This window comes from Pseudomonas sp. PDM24 (genome assembly GCF_019218905.1).
Classification (GTDB): Bacteria; Pseudomonadota; Gammaproteobacteria; order Pseudomonadales; family Pseudomonadaceae; genus Aquipseudomonas.
The window spans coordinates 67815-88563 of record NZ_JAHUWR010000008.1; the positions used below are offsets into that span (position 1 = coordinate 67815).

20 protein-coding genes are annotated in these 20749 nt (G+C 59.1%); 6 read left to right on the plus strand and 14 right to left on the minus strand.

Features of this window, described 5'->3' with window-relative positions:
* The first annotated feature begins 111 nt into the window (after window positions 1-111).
* The 4 genes from KW837_RS23615 to KW837_RS23630 all read left to right on the plus strand — a co-directional run bounded on the left by KW837_RS23615 (window position 112) and on the right by KW837_RS23630 (window position 4426).
* Window positions 112-1134, plus strand: coding sequence for an outer membrane protein assembly factor BamD (locus KW837_RS23615; protein WP_123497129.1), 1023 nt, complete (start codon window positions 112-114; stop codon window positions 1132-1134).
* Between the two features lie 136 nt (window positions 1135-1270).
* Window positions 1271-1504: a PP0621 family protein gene (locus KW837_RS23620; protein WP_007901926.1), complete on the plus strand. Its 234-nt coding sequence runs from the start codon at window positions 1271-1273 to the stop codon at window positions 1502-1504.
* Complete coding sequence (locus KW837_RS23625) at window positions 1494-3083, plus strand: ATP-binding protein (protein ID WP_218398794.1); 1590 nt, start codon at window positions 1494-1496, stop codon at window positions 3081-3083. Before KW837_RS23620 ends, KW837_RS23625 begins: the two co-directional genes overlap by 11 nt.
* A gap of 2 nt (window positions 3084-3085) precedes the next feature.
* On the plus strand, window positions 3086-4426 hold the full coding sequence (locus tag KW837_RS23630; protein ID WP_192345398.1) for a sigma-54 dependent transcriptional regulator: 1341 nt from the start codon (window positions 3086-3088) through the stop codon (window positions 4424-4426).
* A 127-nt stretch (window positions 4427-4553) separates the two neighbouring features.
* Here KW837_RS23630 and thiO read toward each other — a convergent pair whose 3' ends face one another.
* The 7 genes from thiO to KW837_RS23665 are packed head-to-tail and all read right to left on the minus strand — an operon-like array spanning window position 4554 to window position 11356.
* Window positions 4554-5654 (minus strand): glycine oxidase ThiO, encoded by a 1101-nt coding sequence (thiO, locus tag KW837_RS23635; protein ID WP_218398795.1) that lies wholly within the window; start codon window positions 5652-5654, stop codon window positions 4554-4556.
* 56 nt (window positions 5655-5710) lie between these two features.
* A complete protein-coding gene (locus tag KW837_RS23640; RefSeq protein ID WP_063342486.1) occupies window positions 5711-6112 on the minus strand; it encodes a type IV pilin protein in 402 nt (133 codons plus the stop codon).
* A 14-nt stretch (window positions 6113-6126) separates the two neighbouring features.
* Window positions 6127-9249 carry a pilus assembly protein gene (locus KW837_RS23645; RefSeq protein ID WP_218398796.1) on the minus strand — a complete coding sequence of 1041 codons (3123 nt, stop codon included), beginning with the start codon at window positions 9247-9249 and terminating at the stop codon, window positions 6127-6129.
* Window positions 9236-9715: a PilX N-terminal domain-containing pilus assembly protein gene (locus tag KW837_RS23650; protein ID WP_218398797.1), complete on the minus strand. Its 480-nt coding sequence runs from the start codon at window positions 9713-9715 to the stop codon at window positions 9236-9238. Before KW837_RS23650 ends, KW837_RS23645 begins: the two co-directional genes overlap by 14 nt.
* A gap of 11 nt (window positions 9716-9726) precedes the next feature.
* Window positions 9727-10440 carry a PilW family protein gene (locus tag KW837_RS23655; protein WP_218398798.1) on the minus strand — a complete coding sequence of 238 codons (714 nt, stop codon included), beginning with the start codon at window positions 10438-10440 and terminating at the stop codon, window positions 9727-9729.
* Entirely contained in the window at window positions 10437-10886 is a 450-nt protein-coding gene (gene pilV / locus KW837_RS23660; protein WP_008068413.1) for a type IV pilus modification protein PilV, read from the minus strand. Before pilV ends, KW837_RS23655 begins: the two co-directional genes overlap by 4 nt.
* On the minus strand, window positions 10883-11356 hold the full coding sequence (locus tag KW837_RS23665) for a GspH/FimT family pseudopilin (RefSeq protein WP_218398799.1): 474 nt from the start codon (window positions 11354-11356) through the stop codon (window positions 10883-10885). Before KW837_RS23665 ends, pilV begins: the two co-directional genes overlap by 4 nt.
* Window positions 11357-11487: 131 nt before the next feature.
* Between KW837_RS23665 and KW837_RS23670 the strand changes: the two genes are divergently transcribed.
* Entirely contained in the window at window positions 11488-12036 is a 549-nt protein-coding gene (locus tag KW837_RS23670; protein ID WP_218398800.1) for a GspH/FimT family pseudopilin, read from the plus strand.
* Here the strand turns inward: KW837_RS23670 and ispH are convergent.
* From ispH to murJ, 6 genes are all read right to left on the minus strand, one after another.
* Window positions 12013-12960, minus strand: a complete 948-nt coding sequence (gene ispH, locus KW837_RS23675) for a 4-hydroxy-3-methylbut-2-enyl diphosphate reductase (RefSeq protein WP_033054296.1) — start codon at window positions 12958-12960, stop codon at window positions 12013-12015. The genes KW837_RS23670 and ispH overlap by 24 nt on opposite strands.
* A 192-nt stretch (window positions 12961-13152) precedes the next feature.
* On the minus strand, window positions 13153-13590 hold the full coding sequence (gene fkpB / locus KW837_RS23680) for an FKBP-type peptidyl-prolyl cis-trans isomerase (protein WP_177318839.1): 438 nt from the start codon (window positions 13588-13590) through the stop codon (window positions 13153-13155).
* A 7-nt stretch (window positions 13591-13597) separates the two neighbouring features.
* The gene (gene lspA, locus KW837_RS23685; RefSeq protein ID WP_007901890.1) at window positions 13598-14110 is read right to left on the minus strand and encodes a signal peptidase II; all 513 of its coding nucleotides are present in this window, start codon (window positions 14108-14110) and stop codon (window positions 13598-13600) included.
* Complete coding sequence (gene ileS / locus KW837_RS23690; protein WP_218398801.1) at window positions 14103-16934, minus strand: isoleucine--tRNA ligase; 2832 nt, start codon at window positions 16932-16934, stop codon at window positions 14103-14105. The genes lspA and ileS overlap by 8 nt, the downstream gene beginning before the upstream one ends.
* Window positions 16935-17885, minus strand: coding sequence for a bifunctional riboflavin kinase/FAD synthetase (gene ribF / locus KW837_RS23695; protein ID WP_218398802.1), 951 nt, complete (start codon window positions 17883-17885; stop codon window positions 16935-16937). It lies immediately after the preceding gene.
* A 129-nt stretch (window positions 17886-18014) separates the two neighbouring features.
* Window positions 18015-19553, minus strand: coding sequence for a murein biosynthesis integral membrane protein MurJ (murJ, locus tag KW837_RS23700; protein WP_218398803.1), 1539 nt, complete (start codon window positions 19551-19553; stop codon window positions 18015-18017).
* Window positions 19554-19805: 252 nt separating this feature from the next.
* On the opposite strand from murJ, the gene rpsT reads away from it, so the two are divergent.
* On the plus strand, window positions 19806-20084 hold the full coding sequence (gene rpsT, locus KW837_RS23705) for a 30S ribosomal protein S20 (protein ID WP_007901883.1): 279 nt from the start codon (window positions 19806-19808) through the stop codon (window positions 20082-20084).
* A 192-nt stretch (window positions 20085-20276) separates the two neighbouring features.
* Here rpsT and KW837_RS23710 read toward each other — a convergent pair whose 3' ends face one another.
* Complete coding sequence (locus KW837_RS23710) at window positions 20277-20741, minus strand: CreA family protein (protein WP_218398804.1); 465 nt, start codon at window positions 20739-20741, stop codon at window positions 20277-20279.
* Window positions 20742-20749: the final 8 nt, after the last annotated feature.

The following is a 20749-nucleotide window of genomic DNA, read 5'->3' on the forward strand; positions in this document are numbered from 1 at the left end:
GCGCTTGTGGTTAAATACGGCGTCTTTTGCCCCGAGGCTTTTCAACGGGGCGCTCATCATAACAGGACGGCCCCGCCCAAGACAGCGGCCGTCATAGGGACGCAAGCCGCCATGCAAGTGAAACACCTGCTGCTGATCGCCATCCTCGCATTGACCGCTGCTTGCTCATCGAAGGAAGTCGTAGACGAAAACCTGAGCGAAGTCGAGCTGTACCAGCAGGCTCAGCACGATCTGGACAACAATAGCTACACCGCCGCCACAGCCAAGCTGAAGGCGCTGGAGTCGCGTTATCCGTTCGGTCGCTACGCCGATCAGGCTCAACTCGAGCTCATCTACGCCAACTACAAGAACACCGAGCCCGAGGCTGCGAAATCCGCCGCCGAGCGTTTCATTCGCCTGCACCCGCAGCACCCGAATGTCGATTACGCCTACTACCTCAAGGGTTTGACTTCTTTCGACCAGGACGTCGGCCTGCTGGCGCGCTTCCTGCCGCTGGACATGACCAAGCGTGACCCGGGCGCCGCTCGCGACTCCTACAACGAGTTCGCCCAGCTGACCAGCCGCTTCCCGAACAGCCGCTACTCGCCGGACGCCAAGCAGCGCATGATCTACCTGCGCAACCTGCTGGCTTCCTACGAGATTCACGTGGCCGACTATTACCTGACCCGTCAGGCCTATGTCGCCGCCGCGAACCGTGGTCGTTACGTGGTGGAAAACTTCCAGGAAACCCCTTCGGTCGGTGACGGCCTGGCAGTGATGACTGAAGCCTACCAGCGTCTGCACCTGGACGAACTGGCCGCGACCACGCTCGAAACCCTGAAGCTCAACTACCCGAACCACCCAAGCCTGGTGGACGGTCAGTTCGTGCCATCGAAAGACGAAGCCGACAACCGTTCATGGCTGAGCAAGGCCACTCTGGGCCTGATCGAATCCCGTCCGCCGCTGCCGCCAGGTGAAACCCGCGCCAACCAGGACGTGCAGAGACAGTTCCAGGACGCCAAGGACTCGATTCCGAACGAGCTCAAGCCTAAAGATGAGAACGGCGATGTGATCGAAGAAGAGCAGCACGAGTCTGAAGCCAACAACGCCGACCGCTCGTGGTTCAGCTACATGACCTTCGGCGTGTTCGACTGACGCTGAGTGTTGTGCCGAGAAGGCGCCTTTCGAGGCGCCTTTTTTATTACCGGATTTCTGGGGTGAGCGTATTGCGCTGTGCGACCGACCCGTCCTTGGCTAAACTGCCAATTCATTACTCAAAAAGCAGCTCACCATGCTTCGTTTATTATTCTGGATCGCACTGATTGCCGCTGCGGTATGGCTCTGGCGCAAGTTCAAGGCCCCGGTTTCGGGCGCCAACACGCCGCGAGAGCAAGATGCTCCACCCATGGTGCGTTGCGCTCATTGCGGCGTACATCTGCCCCGCGACCGCGCGCTGAGCCTTCAACAACAGTGGTATTGCAGCCAGGCTCACCTTGAGCAAGGCCCGGGTTCCAGTGATCGCTGAGACGTCCAGTCCCGGCAACAAACAGGCCCAGCGACTGCTGCGCCTCTATCACCTCTACCGTTTAAGCATCGGCATCACCTTGGTGCTGTTGATTTCCAGCAACATGGACAGCCAGTTGCTGACGTTTGCCAATGACGACCTGCTGCGCAACGGCAGCTGGTTGTACCTGGTGCTGAATATCCTGCTGGTGGTCTTTCTGGAGAACACCCGTCGCCCGGCGCAGTTGTTCGGCCTGGCGCTGGTCGATGTCCTGCTGCTATGCGGCCTGTTCTATGCCGCTGGCGGCATGCCCAGCGCCATCGGCAACCTGTTGATCGTGTCGGTGGTCATCAGCAATACCCTGCTGCGCGGGCGCATCGGTCTGCTGATTGCGGCTGTTGGCGCCCTCGGCATCGTGGGTTTGAGCTTTCTTCTGAGCTTCAGCCACCCCACCAGTCCCAATGATTACCTGCAAATCGGCACGCTCGGTGCTTTGTGCTTTGTCGCGGCATTGCTGGTGCAAGGCTTGATCCGAAGAGTTGAAGTCAGCGAAACCCTGGCCGAGCAGCGGGCCAGTGAAGTGCTCGGCCTCGAAGCCCTCAACGCACTGATCCTGCAACGTATGCGCACGGGCATTCTGGTGCTCGACGACCAACGGCGTGTGCAACTGGCCAATCACAGCGCCTTGACCTTGCTGGGGCAGGAAAAACTCGATGGCCAACTGATCGACGACCATTCGACGCCGTTGGTCGAGCGACTCCAACTGTGGTTCAACAATCCGACTTTGCGCCCGCAAAGCCTGAAAATCGCCAGCAATGGCCTGGAGCTGCAACCGAGCTTCATTGCCCTGGACCAAAGCCCGCACCACCAGACGCTGGTTTTTCTCGAAGACCTGGCCCAAATCGCCCAGCAGGCCCAGCAACTTAAACTCGCCGCCCTCGGCCGCCTGACTGCCGGTATTGCCCATGAAATCCGCAATCCACTAGGCGCCATTAGTCATGCCGCGCAGTTACTGCAGGAATCCGAGGAACTGAACGGCGCGGATCGGCGTCTGACGCAGATTATTCAAGACCACTCTCAGCGAATGAATCGGGTAATCGAAAACGTCCTGCAACTGTCCCGTCGCCAGCAAACCGTGCCGCAACGGCTGGATTTGCGGCTATGGCTGGAGCACTTCGTGGCCGAAACCCGCGAGGGTGCGACCGAGCGTCAGCTAGTTCACCTGCGAATCGATTCGGGGGACTTCACAACCCTGATGGATCCGAATCAGCTGACCCAGATTCTCGACAATCTGTTGCGCAACGCCTGGCGCCATAGTGCCCTGAACCATGATCAGGCGCAGGTCTGGCTCAAGTTGTTTATTGACCCGGACAGCCAGTTGCCGATCCTTGAAGTCCTGGACAATGGCCCCGGCGTGGCGCCGGACCAGCGCTCGCATTTGTTCGAACCGTTCTTCACCACCAGCAGCCAGGGCACTGGCCTGGGGCTTTATCTGTCCCGTGAGCTGTGCGAAAGCAATCAAGCCCGCCTAGACTTCAAACCACGCCAAGGCGGCGGCTGCTTTCGCATCACCTTTGCTCACGGACGGAAACAAAGTTGAACATGAGCCCACGGCAAAAAATCCTGATCGTCGACGATGAGCCGGATATCCGCGAACTCCTGGAAATAACCCTGGGACGGATGAAACTCGACACCTTTAGTGCCCGCAACCTCGCAGAAGCGCAAGCACTGCTGGCACGGGAGACATTCGACCTGTGCCTGACCGACATGCGCCTGCCCGACGGCACCGGTCTGGCACTGGTGCAGCACATCCAGCAGCGCTATGCGCAAGTGCCAGTGGCGATGATTACCGCCTACGGCAGCCTGGAAACGGCAATCAACGCCCTCAAGGCTGGCGCGTTCGACTTTCTGACCAAACCGGTCGACCTCACCCGCCTGCGCGAACTGGTCACCAGCGCCTTGAGTCTGCCGGCACCAGGCGGTGCCAGCAGCGTCATCGACCGTCGCCTACTGGGCGACTCCCTGCCAATGCGCAGTCTGCGCAAACAAATCGACAAACTGGCCCGCAGCCAGGCCCCGGTGTACATCAGCGGCGAGTCCGGAAGCGGCAAGGAGCTGGTCGCCCGACTGATCCACGACCAAGGCCCACGCGCCACCCGACCATTCGTGCCGGTGAACTGCGGGGCGATCCCATCGGAATTGATGGAAAGCGAATTTTTCGGCCATCGCAAAGGCAGTTTCAGTGGTGCCATTGAAGACAAACCCGGGCTATTCCAGGCCGCCCATGGCGGCACTTTGTTCCTCGATGAAGTGGCAGACCTGCCGCTGGCGATGCAGGTCAAACTTTTGCGGGCCATTCAAGAGAAAGCCGTGCGTAGCATCGGTGGGCAGCAGGAAACCGTGGTGGATGTGCGCATTCTCTGCGCCACCCACAAAGACCTCGATACCGAAGTCGCCGCCGAACGCTTTCGCCAGGACTTGTACTACCGCCTTAATGTGATCGAATTGCGAGTGCCGCCTTTGCGCGAACGTCGCGACGACATTGAGCTTCTGGCCAACAATATGCTCAAGCGACTGGCAACTGGCACTGGCCAACCCGCGGCAAAACTCCACCCGCAAGCCCTCGACGCACTGAAAAGCTATCGTTTTCCAGGAAACGTGCGGGAGTTGGAGAACATGCTTGAGCGGGCCCACACCTTGTGCGAGAACAAACAGATCGAAGCCAGCGACCTGCGGCTGGCCGAAGGCAACTGCAACCCGGACGGCGACGTGCCGGACCTGACGCAGATCGACAATCTGGAAGCCTATCTGGAAAACGTCGAACGCAAACTCATCCTCCAGGCTCTGGAAGAAACCCGCTGGAACCGCACGGCAGCGGCTCAGCGGTTGAATCTGTCGTTTCGCTCGATGCGTTACAGGCTCAAGAAATTGGGGCTGGATTGAGGGCCTCTTCGCGGGCAAGCCTCGCTCCTACAGATTGATGTCGTTCACAAACTTATTGATCGACTCAAACCTGTAGGAGCGAGGCTTGCCCGCGAAGGCGATCTGACCGACAACAAAAATCATGCGGTCAAATACGCCCGGCCGGTGCATACGGCGCAGGATCGATAATCGGTGCCCGACCCAGCATCACATCCGCAAACAACTGACACGACGCTGGCGCCAGCACCAACCCGTTTCGGTAGTGCCCGCAGTTGAGCCAGAGCCCGTCAAACCCCGGCACCCGGCCAATATAGGGAATCCCTTCTGGCGACCCCGGCCGCAACCCAGCCCAATGCCCCACCACCTCGGCATCCGCCAGCGCCGGAATCAACTCCACCGCCGAAGCCTTCAGGCTTTCCAGCGCGGTATCGGTCGGCGTTTTATCGAAGCCTTCATGCTCCAGCGTACTGCCGATCAGAATGTGCCCGTCGCGCCGAGGAATGGCATAACGACCCTTGGCCAGAACCATGCCTGGAAGGAAGTCCGCCGCGCACTTGTAGAGAATCATCTGGCCTTTGACCGGCTCGACCGGCAGTTCCAGGCCCAGGCTTTTCAGCAAGTCACCGCTCCAGGCCCCTGCGGTCAAAACCACCTGATCACCCGCAATGGCCCCCATCGAGGTCTGTACCCCGACCACCGCAGCACCTTCACGGATAAACCCGCTGACCTCGCACTGCTCATGAATCGTCACGTTCGGCAGCGCCAGCAAGGCGGCCTTGAGGGATTTCACCAGCCGTGGATTACGCACATTGGCCACATCGGCCATGTAGATCGCCCGCGAAAAACCGGCGCCCAATACCGGCACCGCATCGTGTGCCGCAGAGATATCCACAGCCCGCAGCGGGCGGTTTTCCCGTTTGGCCCAGGCGAGCGCTTCGGCTTCGTCATCCAGGTCCAGCCAGTACAACCCGGTGACGTGCACTTCAGGATCGACACCCGTGGCGGCGAACAGACGTTTCGCCAGTTGTGGATAAAAATCCTGGGACCAATGAGCCAGCGCAGTGACCGCCGGGCTGTAGCGCCACGGATAGAGTGGCGAAACGATCCCGCCACCGGCCCAGGACGACTCCTGACCGACATTCGAGCGGTCCAGCAGCACGACGCTCTGTACTTCGGACGCGAGATTGAACGCCGTCAGCAGGCCAATCACGCCGCCGCCGACAATCACCACTTGCTGTTGCCTGCTCATGTTCTGATCCAACCGTTCAATAGACAGAAGGCGCAAAGGGCGCCTGAAAAGTAAACTCAGCGACCCCAGCAATCCTTGGTAGTCAGGCCGGACGTTGCATTGACCATGCCCCGAACGCCAGTATTGGTCAGCGTGAAATTACCGCACTTGTCGCTCGCCATGCTCGAACCGGCCTTGCGTGTTGCCGTCAGCAGGAAGGTTTGATCGGTCAGGGTCGGGGTGATGGTATAGAAATCATTGCCCGCGCTCAGACCGGTGGCATTGGTATAGACATTATTCTTCGAATAGAAGCGTTCCAGTATCTGTGCCTGCTCGGAAAGCAGACCTGCCACTTCAGTACGACGGCCCTTTTTTACATACTCGGTGAGGCTCGGATAGCCAATGGTGATGACGATCCCGATGATCGCAATCACGATCATGATTTCGATCAGGGTAAAACCTCGATTGGATCTGCGCATGCCTCAACTCTCACTTACTGTATTTGTCGCCACATGATGCGACGGCCGCTGCCGCCACCGGATTTTTCCACCAGAGTGGTCACGCCACCGCCGGAGTCGTTCACAATCTTGCGGGATGCGTCATTGACGACCGCATTCAGGGTCGGGATCCCACCGGTGAAGATCACCCCGCTGGAAATCGTGTCAGTGCTGTCGACCACCCCGTCAGCATTGGTGTCGAGCACCGCATAGTTGAGCATCTTACCGCTGAACGCATCGAGTTCGACCAGTTTGCCGGAGCCGAAGCCGGCACAGGGGTCAACGGTATCCATACTGGCCGTGGTAAAAACGATTCGCCCTGCCACGAGACTGGCCTGATTGATCACCCGCTCCCCGGTCAGTACGTTGTTGTAGACCAGCGGCAAGTACCAGCCTTTCTTTGCCGGGTAGGTCACCTCATTCTGGCTGGTGGTGATGAATTGCCCGCTGCTGCCAGAGAACACGCCGGTCACCGCCTGCGCCTGCAAGCTGGAAGTGGTGATTTGCCCCGCGCCACCCTCCGCATCCCATACCGCGTAGAACGCCTGTAAATCCTTGTTGGTCTTGTCGGCGCTCTCATTGAGTTTGCCGGTGCCGAAAAACACTTGCTTGCCGCCCGATGCATGATCGGCGAGCAGCGGTTGTACCGTGATCGGCTGAGTCGCGCCGCCCGCCGTGGTGAACAACGGCTTGCCGGAAAACGCCACACCCCAGGTGTCGGTGGTGGCGCCACTCAAATCGAACTTCCACAACCGCCCTTTCAGGTCACCACCATAGGCAGCCTGCACCACATTCTGCGAGTTGACCCTGAGCTTCACCGACGACAGACCGTTAGTGGTTTCTGTGCTGTCGACCACGATTTTCTTGATCAGCGAGCCGTTGCGGATATCCACCACATAAAGTGCTGCCACCCCGGAGTTGCTGCCATAACCGTTGGAGATAAACGCGGCCCAGCGACCATCGGCCAAGCGTGCCACTTCGGGGCGCGCATAGGCATAACCCAGATCATTGAAAACGTTCGCCGTACTGGCCGTGGTCGGCGCACTGATTTCCCACAACGCGTTAGTCACATTACCGGCCGAGGCGTCGAACAGCTGCAGCGCATAGAAGGTTTTGCCGCCCGCCCCTGTTCCACCAATCGCCAGGGTTTTCCAGGCGCTGTCGAGTTGGGCATCGAACACGCCGACCTGACCGTCGACCAGATATTTGTGGCTCACACCATTGATGTAAGTGGGGTCAGAGATATAGCGCAATGATGGCAGCACACTGGAGGGCATATAGCCGTAGCGTCTGACACCATTGGTCGAGTTGATGACGTTTACAAAACCGTCGTTGACGTTCACCACCAGGTTGTCATTCATGTTGGCGGCTTTAGTGGCGAGGTAGGTGCTGTAGGTAGTATCCCCTACCAGATCGGACGCGGTTTTGTCCGTGGGCGCGGCCAACACGAGAGGCGAATTGATGATATCGCCGAGCAATACACTGCGCGCTCTCAACCCGGTTTTGTTGGTGCCCTTGCTCCACTCCACCAAATCGCTGCCTGTAATACCGACGGGCAGGCTCTGGTTGAGGGAAGTCTGTTGGACCGTAGAGAAATTGTTATAGGCCAGGGTAACGACGGCGTTGGTCAGGGTATTCCAGGACTGGTAGGTCGGCGCGGTCGCGCCGGGCACGATGGTGGTGTCGGTCGTCCACAGCACCGCGGCCGTGTTCACCGCGCCCGCCGAGGTGAAGCCAAAAGACTTGATGGTGCCGCGCCAGTCCTTGGGGTCGTAGGTGGTCTGGTAGTAGGCTGAGTTGCTGGTCAGGGTCGTGCCGCTGGTCACGCCGCTACCACCCGAGCCGGCCTTGGCGGTGATGTCGCTCAAGGCTGAAGACAATGCGCTGTTGAGCCCCGCACCGTCGGTCGCCTGGTAGTACTTACCCTGTCCATAGCTGGCGGCATCCGACAACATCTGGTTTGCCGTGGTGAAACCCACGGTATAGGTGTTGAGGTTCTGCTTGGGAAAATCCAGGGCGTTCCAGCCTTTTCCTGTGATGTCGGTACCCGTGGACTGCATGTCAATATCGAAGGCGAACTTGGCGATGTCATCCAGATAAAAGGTGTCACCCTCTTTGTCGCCGACGGGGTTGGCGCCATCGTTACTGCTGATACCGTCCCAGTTCGGTAACTTGCTGGTACCCAGCGGATCGTCAGTCGGAAAGGTATGGTCGAAGGTCGGCAAACCACTAGTGATTACCACGCCGTAATTTCTCTGGCAGCGATACTGAATCGGACTGGTGTAGGTGGTAGGCGTCGAGTTGTTGTATGGCGCCATGCCACGGAAATAGCGGGTGATCTCGTAATAGGCTTCAGCCAGCGGCGTATCCGCCTGTGCGCTCAACTCGTCGATTCCGGCGATCAGATCGTTGTAGTTGGCATCGGCCTGAGCCTGGGTCACGGTGCCGCTGACAGCCGACAAATCACTGACCGAACGAACGATATAACCGCCGTCATTCTTATGGTTGCCGACCGCCAGGTTGAACGTCGACAGACCGATGCGCAGCGAGCGGTTGCTGGTCACTAACGTCTTGGAGACGTTGCGCGCTACATTCATCCGGTAGTCATTGGGAATCGAGCCATCGGTAAAATCCCGGTCGGAGTTGTTGGCAAGGCTAATCAGATACGACAAGTATTTCGCCGAATATAGAGTGTTTTCGCTCCCCACCGGATCGGGAAGCTTGAGGCAAAGCGAATCCAGACCGAGAAGGCTGTTTTTATAAAAGCCGTACCATCCCTCCTTCAAACATGTTCCATGATTCAAACTCGACAGGGCAATATTGTTATCGGTCATGTCAAGCTCGCGGCCTTTCAAGCATGAACCATTCGAAAGGCAAATAGCCACTGGGGTGCGTGCGATTGTCGGGTCGAAACCTGGCGCCCAGATAATGCTGTTCATGCTTCTCGAATCATCAAGTAACAGCATCACATTGGGCGCCACGGCAGCGGCGTTCAGGAGCGGCGAATCCGAGGGCGTGAAGGCGTAAGTCGGCGCTGCCAGATAAAGGCTCGACGCCGCGCCGCAGAGCAACTGCAACAACCAGCGGCACCAGCCTGTGCGGGTCTCAGTACTTCGCATAGATACTCTCCACCACACTGCGCGAATTGCCCGCGATGCCCACGGCGGTCACCCGGTACAGCGTTGCCGACGTGTTGCTCGGTACGTTCACGGCCGTCAGAGTGGTGCCGATGTTCTGCACCCCGTAAAAGCCGCTGCCAGAGGCGATCCAGGTCACCCCCGAGGTGGAGTTGAACCCGGCGGCGGTAATGACCGATGCTTCGGCCGGTGGCGCGCATTGGCTGGTACCGCTGCAAACCGGCAATGAATAGGTGTTGAGTTGCACCGCGCTTTCGCCGACGCGCAATGCCGCTTCTGCGCCCTGGAACGACTGGTTGCGCAGGATCACGCTGCTGGCCATTTTTTCCTGCAACGTGGCGCTCTGCATTGATGAAAGCCCGATCAACGTCAGCACCAGGAGAAACACCAGGCTGACCAGCAGCGCCATGCCGCGCTGGGCGTGAGGGGTCATGGGAGCAATACTCATCGGCTCTCCCCTCATGGCAACCGGTTGCGCAAGGCGGCAACCACGTTGAAGGTTTGATCGCGTACCCGACTGTTCGGGTCGGTCAGCGTCAGCGTCAGTCGCACACTGCGGATTCGTGCCGGATCGGATGGGTTGCTGCTGTAGCTGGAGGCGGCCGTATCCGTGGCGGAGCTCGCGAGGCCGAAGCTCACCTTGAAGGCACTGACATTGTTCACCAGCACCTGCTGGGTCGGCGTGTCGACACCAGAGCCCATCAGCAATTGGTTATTGCTGAAGCTGTAAATCAACCGCCGGATCGGAAACGCCAATTGCCCGGATGTGGTCGTTCGTAGGCCGGAGTAGGCCGTTGCAGTGTTACGACAGTCCGAAACCACCGTCCAGGTCGGCGTCCCGCCACTGCCGCCGACATCGGCAGTGACAAGCGTTAATTTGAGGTTGGCATTGTCCCAACTGATCGGCGTGATCTGACTGGCATTGAAACTCACTGCCGAACTGGCATCGATAATCGTCCCCAGGCAACCGAACATGCCGACCATGCGGATTTCCTGAATCATCTTGCTCAGGACAAACCGTGCATCTTCCTGCATGCCGGCGGCAGTGTTCTGGCTGACATAGGTATTTTTAGCGGCGATGAAGATCTGCGCCACGCCAAGAACCACGACCAGACTCAACGCCAGGGCGATCAGTAACTCGATCAGGCCGAAACCTTTGCTGGCTCTAATCATGGTGTCGTCGCCGGATCAACGGTGGCGCGACTGGTGAGGACGAAACTGCGGCGCGAGTCGGCGGTATTGGCGGCCCGTGAGTCATCCCAGGTAATGGTGATGGTGTATACCCGTTGGTTTCGGGTAATGCTGCCGGTCGCCGTGGCGCCGCCGAAATTGACGATGTTGCTGGTGAAATCGTAAAGGTCCTGATCCCGGGCCACGCTCAAATTGCCGGAGGTCGGTGGCGTGACGGTGTAATCAGCGCCGGAGTTGGCGCGAATGCGGTCCATCATGTCGTAGGCGATAAAACTCGCCTGGCTGGTCATCCGCGAGCTGTCGGTGTACTTCAGCGCATTGAGCTGAATCGCCGCCGCGCCCAATAACCCTACGGCCAGAACCAACAACGCGACCAGTACCTCAATCAGCGTCATGCCCTCCTGTGCGCGCTTGCTCCAACCCCTCATCCGCAACTTCCACCCAATAGAATTCGTCCGTTCAAACACACATTCAGCGTCCTGCTCTGTGTCCCCAGTACATAACTGATCACGACGGCCGTGGACGGCGCCGACAAACCACCCAGATTGTTGAAATCAATAGCGGTCACTCCTGAGGTTAGCGTCAGAGTGGCGCCACTGCTCATCGCTGGAACAACCCGCAATACATTGGCCGGATTACCGGTACCGTCATAAACGGTCAGCTCGCCGGTCCAGACACTGCCGCCGGCTGTCGGGCGAACCCGGGTGGTAATGCCCCGGTCGATCGCCTCAAGCCGGGCGAAATTAAGCGCGCGTTGCAGATCGCCGATCTCGGTGTCGGCCTTGGTGCTTTGCACCGAGCGGGTAAACGCCGGAACAGCCAGGCTGATCAGGATCAGAAACACGGCGAGCGTGATCAGCAGCTCGATCAGCGTGAAACCTTTTGTACGATGATCCATCGGTGCCCTCCGTTGCCGTCGGCTATACCTGCTTCTACACGCTAGAACATTCGACCGGCAGATGTACGGTTGTTTTGCCATTACTCGCGCAGGGATCGCGCGGGCCGCAGCACTCCAGGGAGGGAGATAACATGCATCAGCAAGGTTTCAGCCTGATCGAACTGCTCATGGGACTGACAATTGTCGGGATTGTTCTGCAACTGGTCAGCCCGGCGTTTGCCGCACTGACAGAATCGAACCATCGAGAGCAGGCGGCGCAGTCGATTGTCACTGGTATACGCAATGCCAGAACCGCGGCTATCACCCGCAATCAGAGTGTGGTGATACACGGCATCAATGGCGACTGGGGCCAGGGTTGGCGGATCATTCTGGATGTCAGCGGTAAGGGCCCGGAGGACAGCAGCAATCCGCTGCTGGTCGAGCAACGGAGCGACGCTCGAGTGCCCATTGTCGGTAATCGGCCGGTCAAGAAATTCATACAGTTCAGCAGCCTGGGCGAACCACAGTTGCCCAGCGGTGCCTTTCGAGCGGGGACGATACATATTTGCGCCAGCCGCAAACCGGTCAGCCTGCACCAGGTGGTGCTGGCCCCGACCGGACGCGTCAGCCTGCGCAGCAATAAGACTGAACAGGCGCTGTGCGCGGGAGGAGAAGATTCAGAGCAGGGAGCGCACGCGTAGCTCTTTAGGCATCGAGAACGTGATGTTCTCCTCGCGCCCGGCCAACTCATCGGCCCCGGTCGCACCCCAAGCCTGCAACTGCTGGATCACGCCACGCACCAATACTTCCGGAGCGGAGGCACCAGCGGTGATGCCAATACGCTCGACACCGTCGAACCAGCTCTTTTGCAGGTCTTCGGCGCCGTCGATCAGATAGGCCGGGGTGGCCATGCGTTCAGCCAGTTCACGCAGGCGATTGGAGTTGGAGCTGTTCGGGCTGCCGACCACCAGCACCACGTCGCACTCGTCCGCCAGTTGCTTGACGGCGTCCTGACGGTTTTGCGTGGCGTAGCAGATATCGTCCTTGCGCGGACCGCCGATCGCCGGGAACCGAGTACGCAGGGCGTCGATCACGCGACTGGTATCGTCCATGGACAGGGTGGTCTGGGTGACGAAGGCCAGTTTTTCAGGGTTGTTTACTTGCAACGCGGCGACGTCTTTCTCGTCCTCGACCAGATAGATCGCGCCGCCATTGCTGCCATCGTACTGACCCATGGTGCCTTCGACTTCCGGGTGACCGGCGTGGCCGATGAGGATGCATTCACGGCCGTCGCGGCTGTAACGCGCGACTTCGATGTGTACCTTGGTCACCAGCGGGCAGGTAGCGTCGAACACTTTCAGGCCACGGCCTGCGGCTTCGGTACGCACGGCCTGGGAAACGCCATGGGCGCTGAAGATCACGATCACGTCATCCGGTACCTGATCCAGCTCTTCAACGAAGATCGCCCCACGGGCGCGCAGGTCTTCGACGACGAATTTGTTGTGGACCACTTCGTGGCGCACGTAGATCGGCGGCCCGAAGACTTCCAGGGCGCGGTTGACGATTTCGATCGCCCGGTCCACACCGGCGCAGAAGCCACGGGGGTTGGCGAGTTTGATTTGCATGCTGTGCCTCGTGTCTTGCGCGCAAGAAATAGTAATGCCACCTGTCATTCGAACACCGGGCTCGAAAACAGTGAAAATCTTAATGTGGGAGCGGGCTTGCTCGCGAAAGCGGTGTGTCAGTCGACATTGATGTTACATGTGATGACGCTTTCGCGAGCGAGCCCGCTCCCACATTGGACCGAGTTCAGTCAGTTACAGCGCTTTGACGTTGATGATCTCGACGTCAAAGGTCAAGGTTTTACCGGCCAGCGGGTGGTTGAAGTCGATGGTCACCTGGGCGTCATCGAACTCTTTCACCACGCCCGGCAATTCAGTATTGGCCGCATCGTTGAAGATCACCAGCAAGCCAGGCGACAGCTCCATATCCTTGAACTGCGAGCGCGGGATGATCTGTACGTTTTGCGGGTTCGGCTGACCAAAGGCGTTTTCCGGCTCAATGGTCAGGGTGCGTTTGTCGCCGGCCTTGAAGCCGAACAGCGCGGCTTCGAAACCTGGCAACAGGCTGCCGTCGCCAACCTTGAAGGTCGCCGGGGCTTTGTCGAAGGTACTGTCGACGGTGTCGCCGTTCTCCAGACGCAATGCAAAGTGCAAGGTGACTTCCGTGTTCTGGCCAATGCGTTGCTCAGCCAATACCTGTTCAGTCATGAACGGTTTCTCCGGTCTTTTTACTTTTGAACATATCCAGTGCAAGCATCACGGCACCAACAGAAATTGCGCTGTCAGCAAAGTTGAACGCCGGGAAATACCAGCGGTTCTGCCAATGCACCAGAATGAAATCGATCACATGGCCCAAGGCAATGCGGTCATACAAATTGCCCAGCGCGCCACCCAGAACCAGCGCCAGCGCAACCGCCAGCCAGGTTTCGTTGCGCCCCAGGCGCTTGAGCCAGACCACCAGCACCGCACTGACCACCACCGCGATCAGGGCGAACAGCCAGCGCTGCCAACCCGAGCTGTCAGCCAGGAAACTGAACGCCGCGCCAGTGTTGTAGGCCAGGGTCCAGCTGAAGTAATCGGGGATCACCACGATTTGCTGGTACATGCTCAGCGAGCCTTCGAAGTAGAACTTGCTGGCCTGGTCGATGACCAGGACCAGCAAACTCAACCAGAGCCAGCTCAGCCGTCCGAAACGGCCAACGGCATTAGGCATAGTGACGAACCTCGCCCGCGCCGCTGATGTTGTCGACACAACGACCGCAGATTTCCGGATGCTCCGGGTTCACGCCGACGTCTTCACGGCAGTGCCAGCAACGGGCGCACTTGGCATGGCTCGATTTGACCACTTTGAGCTTCAGGCCGCCGACTTCGGTGACCACCGCGTCTGCCGGAGCCTGCACGAACGGTGCAACGGTGGCGGTCGAGGTGATCAGTACGAAGCGCAGTTCGTTGCTCAGCTTGGCCAGATCGGCGCTCAGCGCGTCTTCGGCGAACAGCGTCACTTCGGCTTGCAGGTTGCCACCGACGGCCTTCGCCGCGCGCTGGATCTCCATTTCCTTGTTGACCGCCACCTTCACCGCCATGATCCGCTCCCAGTAGGCGCGGTCCAGCTCGAAACCTTCCGGCAATTCGGTCAGGCCTTCGTACCAGGTGTTGAGCATCACAGACTCGTTACGCTCGCCCGGCAGGTACTGCCACAGCTCGTCAGCGGTGAACGCCAGGATCGGCGCGATCCAGCGCACCAGCGCTTCGCTGATGTGGTACAGCGCGGTTTGCGCCGAACGACGGGCCTTGCTGTTGGCGCCAGTGGTGTACTGACGGTCCTTGATGATGTCGAGGTAGAAACCGCCCAGCTCCTGCACGCAGAAGTTGTGGATCTTGGAGTAGACGTTCCAGAAGCGGTATTCGCCGTAATGCTCTTGCAGCTCGCGTTGCAGCAGCAGGGTGCGATCCACGGCCCAACGGTCCAGCGCCAGCATTTCTTCGGCCGGCAGGATGTCGGTGGCCGGGTTGAAACCGGTCAGGTTGGAAAGCAGGAAGCGCGCGGTGTTACGGATGCGCCGATAGGCGTCCGCACTGCGTTGCAGGATCTGCTCGGAAACCGCCATTTCACCCGAATAGTCGGTAGAAGCGACCCACAGACGCATGATGTCGGCGCCCAAGGTGTCGTTGACCTTCTGCGGCGCGATCACGTTGCCCAAAGACTTGGACATTTTGCGGCCGGACTCGTCGACGGTGAAACCGTGGGTCAGCAACTCGCGGTACGGCGCGTGGTCATCGATGGCGCAACCGGTCAGCAACGACGAGTGGAACCAGCCGCGGTGTTGGTCCGAACCTTCCAGGTACAGGTCGGCACGTGGACCGCCCTCGTGGCCCATCGAATGCGAGCCGCGCAGGACGTGCCAGTGCGTGGTGCCCGAGTCGAACCAGACGTCCAGGGTGTCGCTGATCTTGTCGTACAGCGGAGCTTCTTCACCGAGCAACTCGGCGGCGTCCATCTTGAACCAGGCTTCGATGCCTTCGACTTCGACGCGCTGGGCGACAATTTCCATCAGTTCGACAGTGCGTGGGTGCAGCTCGCCGCTTTCCTTGTTCAGGAAGAACGGGATCGGCACGCCCCAGTTGCGCTGACGGGAAATGCACCAGTCCGGACGGTTGGCGATCATCGAGTGCAGACGCGCCTGGCCCCAGGCCGGAACGAACTTGGTCTCTTCGATGGCTTTGATTGCCCGCTTGCGCAGGGTTTCGCCGGTTGCAGGCTCTTTGTCCATGCCGATGAACCACTGCGCGGTGGCGCGGTAGATCAACGGGGTCTTGTGACGCCAGCAGTGCATGTAGCTGTGTTCGATGGTGGTGGTATGCAGCAACGCGCCGACTTCGGTCAGTTTGTCGACGATGGCCGGGTTGGCCTTCCAGATGAACTGGCCGCCGAAGAACTCCAGCGATGTCGCGTACACGCCGTTGCTTTGCACCGGATTGAGGATGTCGTCGTTGACCATGCCATAGGCTTTGCAGGTCACGAAGTCGTCTACGCCATAGGCTGGCGCGGAGTGAACCACACCGGTGCCCGCGCCCAGTTCGACGTAGTCGGCCAGGTAAACCGGCGACAGACGATCGTAGAACGGGTGACGGAAGTTGATCAGTTCCAGTGCTTTACCGGTGGTGGTCGCAATGACCGGACCTTCCAGGCTGTAGCGGGCCAGGCACGACTCGACCAGCTCTTCAGCCAGCACCAGCAGTTTGTCGCCGACGTCGACCAGTGCGTAGTTGAATTCCGGGTGAACGTTCAACGCCTGGTTAGCCGGGATGGTCCACGGGGTGGTGGTCCAGATCACGATCGAGGCGGGTTTGCCCAACGACGGCAGACCGAACGCGGCAGCCAGTTTGGCTTCGTCGGCGATCGGGAAGGCCACGTCGATGGTTGCGGATTTTTTGTTCTCGTACTCGACTTCCGCTTCAGCCAGGGCCGAACCGCAGTCAAAGCACCAGTTCACAGGCTTCAGGCCCTTGAACACGAAGCCACCCTTGACGATTTCCGCCAGGGCGCGGATTTCACCGGCCTCGTTTTTGAAGTCCATGGTCTTGTACGGGTTGGCGAAGTCGCCCAACACGCCCAGACGGATGAATTCGGACTTCTGGCCTTCGATCTGCTCGGTGGCGTAGGCACGGCACAGTTCGCGAGTCTTGTCCGCGCCCAGGTTCTTGCCGTGGGTCACTTCGACTTTGTGTTCGATCGGCAGACCGTGGCAGTCCCAGCCCGGCACATAAGGCGCGTCGAAACCCGACAGGGTTTTCGAGCGGATGATCATGTCCTTGAGAATCTTGTTCAGCGCATGACCGATATGAATCGTGCCGTTGGCGTACGGAGGACCGTCGTGAAGTACGAACTTCGGACGATCCTTGCCAATCTCGCGCAACTTACCGTACAGGCCAATGCTGTCCCAGCGCTGCAGAATCTGCGGTTCGCGCTGAGGCAGGCCGGCCTTCATTGGGAAGGCGGTGTCCGGAAGGTTTAGCGTGGCTTTATAGTCGGTCATTTAAGGCTCTTCATTAGCGATTGGCGCTAGGTGCGACAGGGCACGGGCGGCGGCGACATCCGCATTGATCGCCGTCTTAAGCGCCTCCAGAGAGGCGAAACGCTGCTCTTCACGCAGCTTGTGGTGGAAAACCACCGTCAAACGCCGGTCATACAGATCGCCGGCAAAATCTAAAAGGTGTACTTCGAGGTGGGCTTTGCCATCCCCTTCGACCGTTGGCCGCACGCCGATGTTGGCGACGCCCGGCCAGGTCTTGCCGTCGATGTCGACGCTGACCAGGTAAACCCCGCTCAACGGCACACGACGACGCTTGAGCTGCACGTTGGCCGTGGGCGTACCCAATTGGCGCGCCAGCTTCTGGCCATGCAGGACCCGCCCGGCAATCCGGTACGGACGACCGAGCAGCCGCTCGGCCAAGGCAAAATCGGCAGCGGCCAGGGCGTTACGCACCTGAGTGCTGCTGACACGAATGCCGTCCAGCACAACGGTCTGCGCCGCTTCGACGGTAAACCCCTGAAGGACGCCAGCCTGTTGCAGGAAATCGAAATCCCCTAGCCGGTCGCAGCCGAAACGGAAATCGTCGCCGACTTCCAGATGCTGCACGCCGAGGCCGTCCACCAGAATAGTATCGACGAATTCGCTGGCGCTGAGTTTGCTCAGGCGCTGATTGAACGCCAGGCACAGCACCCGGTCGACGCCCTCTTCGGCCAGCAGTTGCAGTTTGTCCCGCAAGCGGGCCAGACGCGCCGGGGCGGTGTCCGGGGCGAAGAATTCTCGCGGCTGCGGCTCAAAAATCACCACGCAGCTGGGCACGCCCAACTCGAGCGCACGCTCACGCAGCCGGGCCAGGATAGCCTGGTGACCACGGTGAACACCGTCAAAGTTGCCAATAGTGGCGACACAGCCCCGATGCTGGGGGCGCAGGTTGTGGAGGCCTCGAACCAGCTGCATAACGCGCTTCTTGCTCATAAAGTGGTCGATTATAACCACACCCGGCGGCCGACGACAGGCAACACCGTAACCCAAAGTGATCGAGCCGACAAAACCGTCGGCCCGCCCGTGTTTATCGAGACAAAAGCCTCAGCTCAGCGCTTTGCGATTGAAGTCGCGCAAACGGAAGCCCATCAACAGCAACATGCCGAAATAGACCACCACGCCGGCGATCACCAATGCGCCCAGTCGCAGCAAACGCTCCAGCATATGCCCTTCCGCCCAAGCCGGCATGAAGTGCATTGCGCCCAGCAATACCGCGGACATCACCGCCACCGCCACCAGCAGTTTGAGACCGAACTTCGCCCAGCCCGGTTGCGGCTGATACATCTGCTGCTTGCGCAGCTGATAGAACAACAGCCCGGCATTGATGCAGGCGCCCGCGCTGATGGCCAGGGCCAGACCGGCATGAGCCAGCGGACCGATCAGCACCAGGTTGAACAGCTGAGTGACGACCAGGGTGAAAATCGCGATTTTTACCGGAGTGCGGATGTTTTGTTGCGCATAAAAGCCTGGCGCCAGCACTTTGATCACGATAATCCCCAGCAAGCCGACGGAATAGGCAATCAACGCGCGCTGGGTCATGACCGCATCGAATGCGCTGAATTGGCCGTACTGGAACAACGAAACCGTAAGCGGCTCAGCCAGAATCCCCAGCGCCAGGGCGCACGGCAATACCAGCATGAAGCACAGGCGCAGCCCCCAATCGAGGATCCGCGAGTATTCGTGGCGATCCTGGCTGGCATAGGTCCTGGCCAGCGTTGGCAGCAGAATCGTGCCCAGTGCCACACCCAGCACACCGGATGGCAATTCCATCAGGCGATCGGCGTAATACATCCAGGAAACGGAACCGGCCACCAGAAACGAAGCAAATATGGTGTTGATGATCAGCGAAATCTGGCTCACCGAAACGCCGATGATCGCTGGCAGCATCTGCTTCATGACCCGCCAGACACCGCTATCGCGCAGACTCAGGCGCGGCAGCACCAACATGCCGATCTTCTTCAAGTGCGGCAGTTGAAACAGCAACTGAGCCAGACCACCTACCAGAACGGCCCAGCCCAGTGCCATGACTGGCGGATCGAAATACGGCGTCAGGAACACCGCAAAGATGATCATGCTGACATTGAGCAGGGTCGGCACGAAGGCTGGCACCGAGAAGCGGTTCCAGGTATTGAGGATCGCGCCGGCCAATGAAGACAGGGAGATCAGTAATATATAAGGAAAAGTGACCCGCAGCAGATCGGTGGTCAGGTCGAATTTTTCCGGGGTCGTGACGAAACCCGGTGCCGTGGCCCAGATGACCCAGGGCGCAGCGAGCATGCCCAGCGCGGTGACCAGCGCCAGCACCAGCGTCAGCAGGCCCGAGACGTAGGCAATGAAGGTTCGCGTCGCCTCCTCGCCCTTCTGGCTTTTATATTCGGCGAGAATCGGCACGAACGCCTGGGAAAATGCTCCCTCGGCGAAGATCCGCCGCAGCAGATTGGGCAGTTTGAAGGCGATAAAGAAGGCGTCGGTCGCCATTCCCGCACCAAATGCGCGAGCGATGAGGGTGTCGCGAACGAACCCCAACACCCGGGAAACCATCGTGATAGAGCTGACAGCGGCCAACGATTTGAGCAGATTCATTGAAAGAGTTTATGCCTGTCGATAAACAGCAGGCGAACAACGCGCCCACTTATGCGATACTCCGCGCCGCAACAGCACAGAGCCAAAGCTCGCGAGTTTACAGGTCGCACGCCGGAAAGAAATATCCCGGCGCTCTATACCTGCCACTTAGCGGATCGTCTCAACCGCCCTTGACAAGACATCAACTCATCGGCATGATTCGCGGCCTATTTTGTTTGCTATTTCCTAAAAAGTCTTTCGAGGAGCTCGACGGTGGCCAACACACCTTCCGCCAAAAAACGTGCAAAACAGGCTGAGAAGCGTCGCAGCCACAACGCCAGCCTGCGTTCCATGGTTCGTACCTACATCAAGAATGTAGTTAAGGCCATCGACGCAAAAGACGCTGCCAAAGCTCAAGCTGCTTACGTTCTGGCTGTGCCAGTTATCGACCGTATGGCCGATAAAGGCATCATCCACAAGAACAAAGCTGCTCGTCATAAGAGCCGCCTGAATGGCCACGTAAAGGCCCTGAACGTTGCCGCTGCTGCCTAAGCGACACGCTCATTAAAAAACCGACCTCAGGGTCGGTTTTTTATTGCCTGCGATTTGGCAAATACCACGCAAAAAAAAAAATGTGGGAGCGGGCTTGCTCGCGAATGCGGCGTGACAGTCAACATAGATGCTGAATGTCAGCCAGTCTTCGCGAGCAAGCCCGCCCCCCCCCACATTTTGATCTTTGCTAGCTTATTGAGCGTGTGCCCACGGCAAAATCGGAATCGCCGTCACCGCATTCTGCGGGCTGCCCTCGATCAAACGATCGCTATAAACCAGATACACCAGCGTATTGCGCTTCTTGTCGAGGAATCGCACCACTTGCATGGTCTTGAACACCAAGGACGTGCGCTCCTTGAACACCTCCTCGCCATCCTTGAGCTCACCCTTGAAGTTGATCGGCCCGACCTGACGGCACGCAATAGACGCTTCAGCGCGATCTTCAGCCAGACCCAACCCACCCTTTACCCCGCCAGTCTTGGCGCGCGACAGGTAGCAAGTCACGCCCTCCACTTTCGGGTCATCAAACGCCTCGACAACGATACGGTCGTTCGGGCCGACGAACTTGAACACCGTCGACACCTGGCCAATTTCATCGGCCGAGGCCAACAGCGGCATCGCCAACAACAAGCCCAATAATCCTTTTGCCATACGCATTCAGGTAT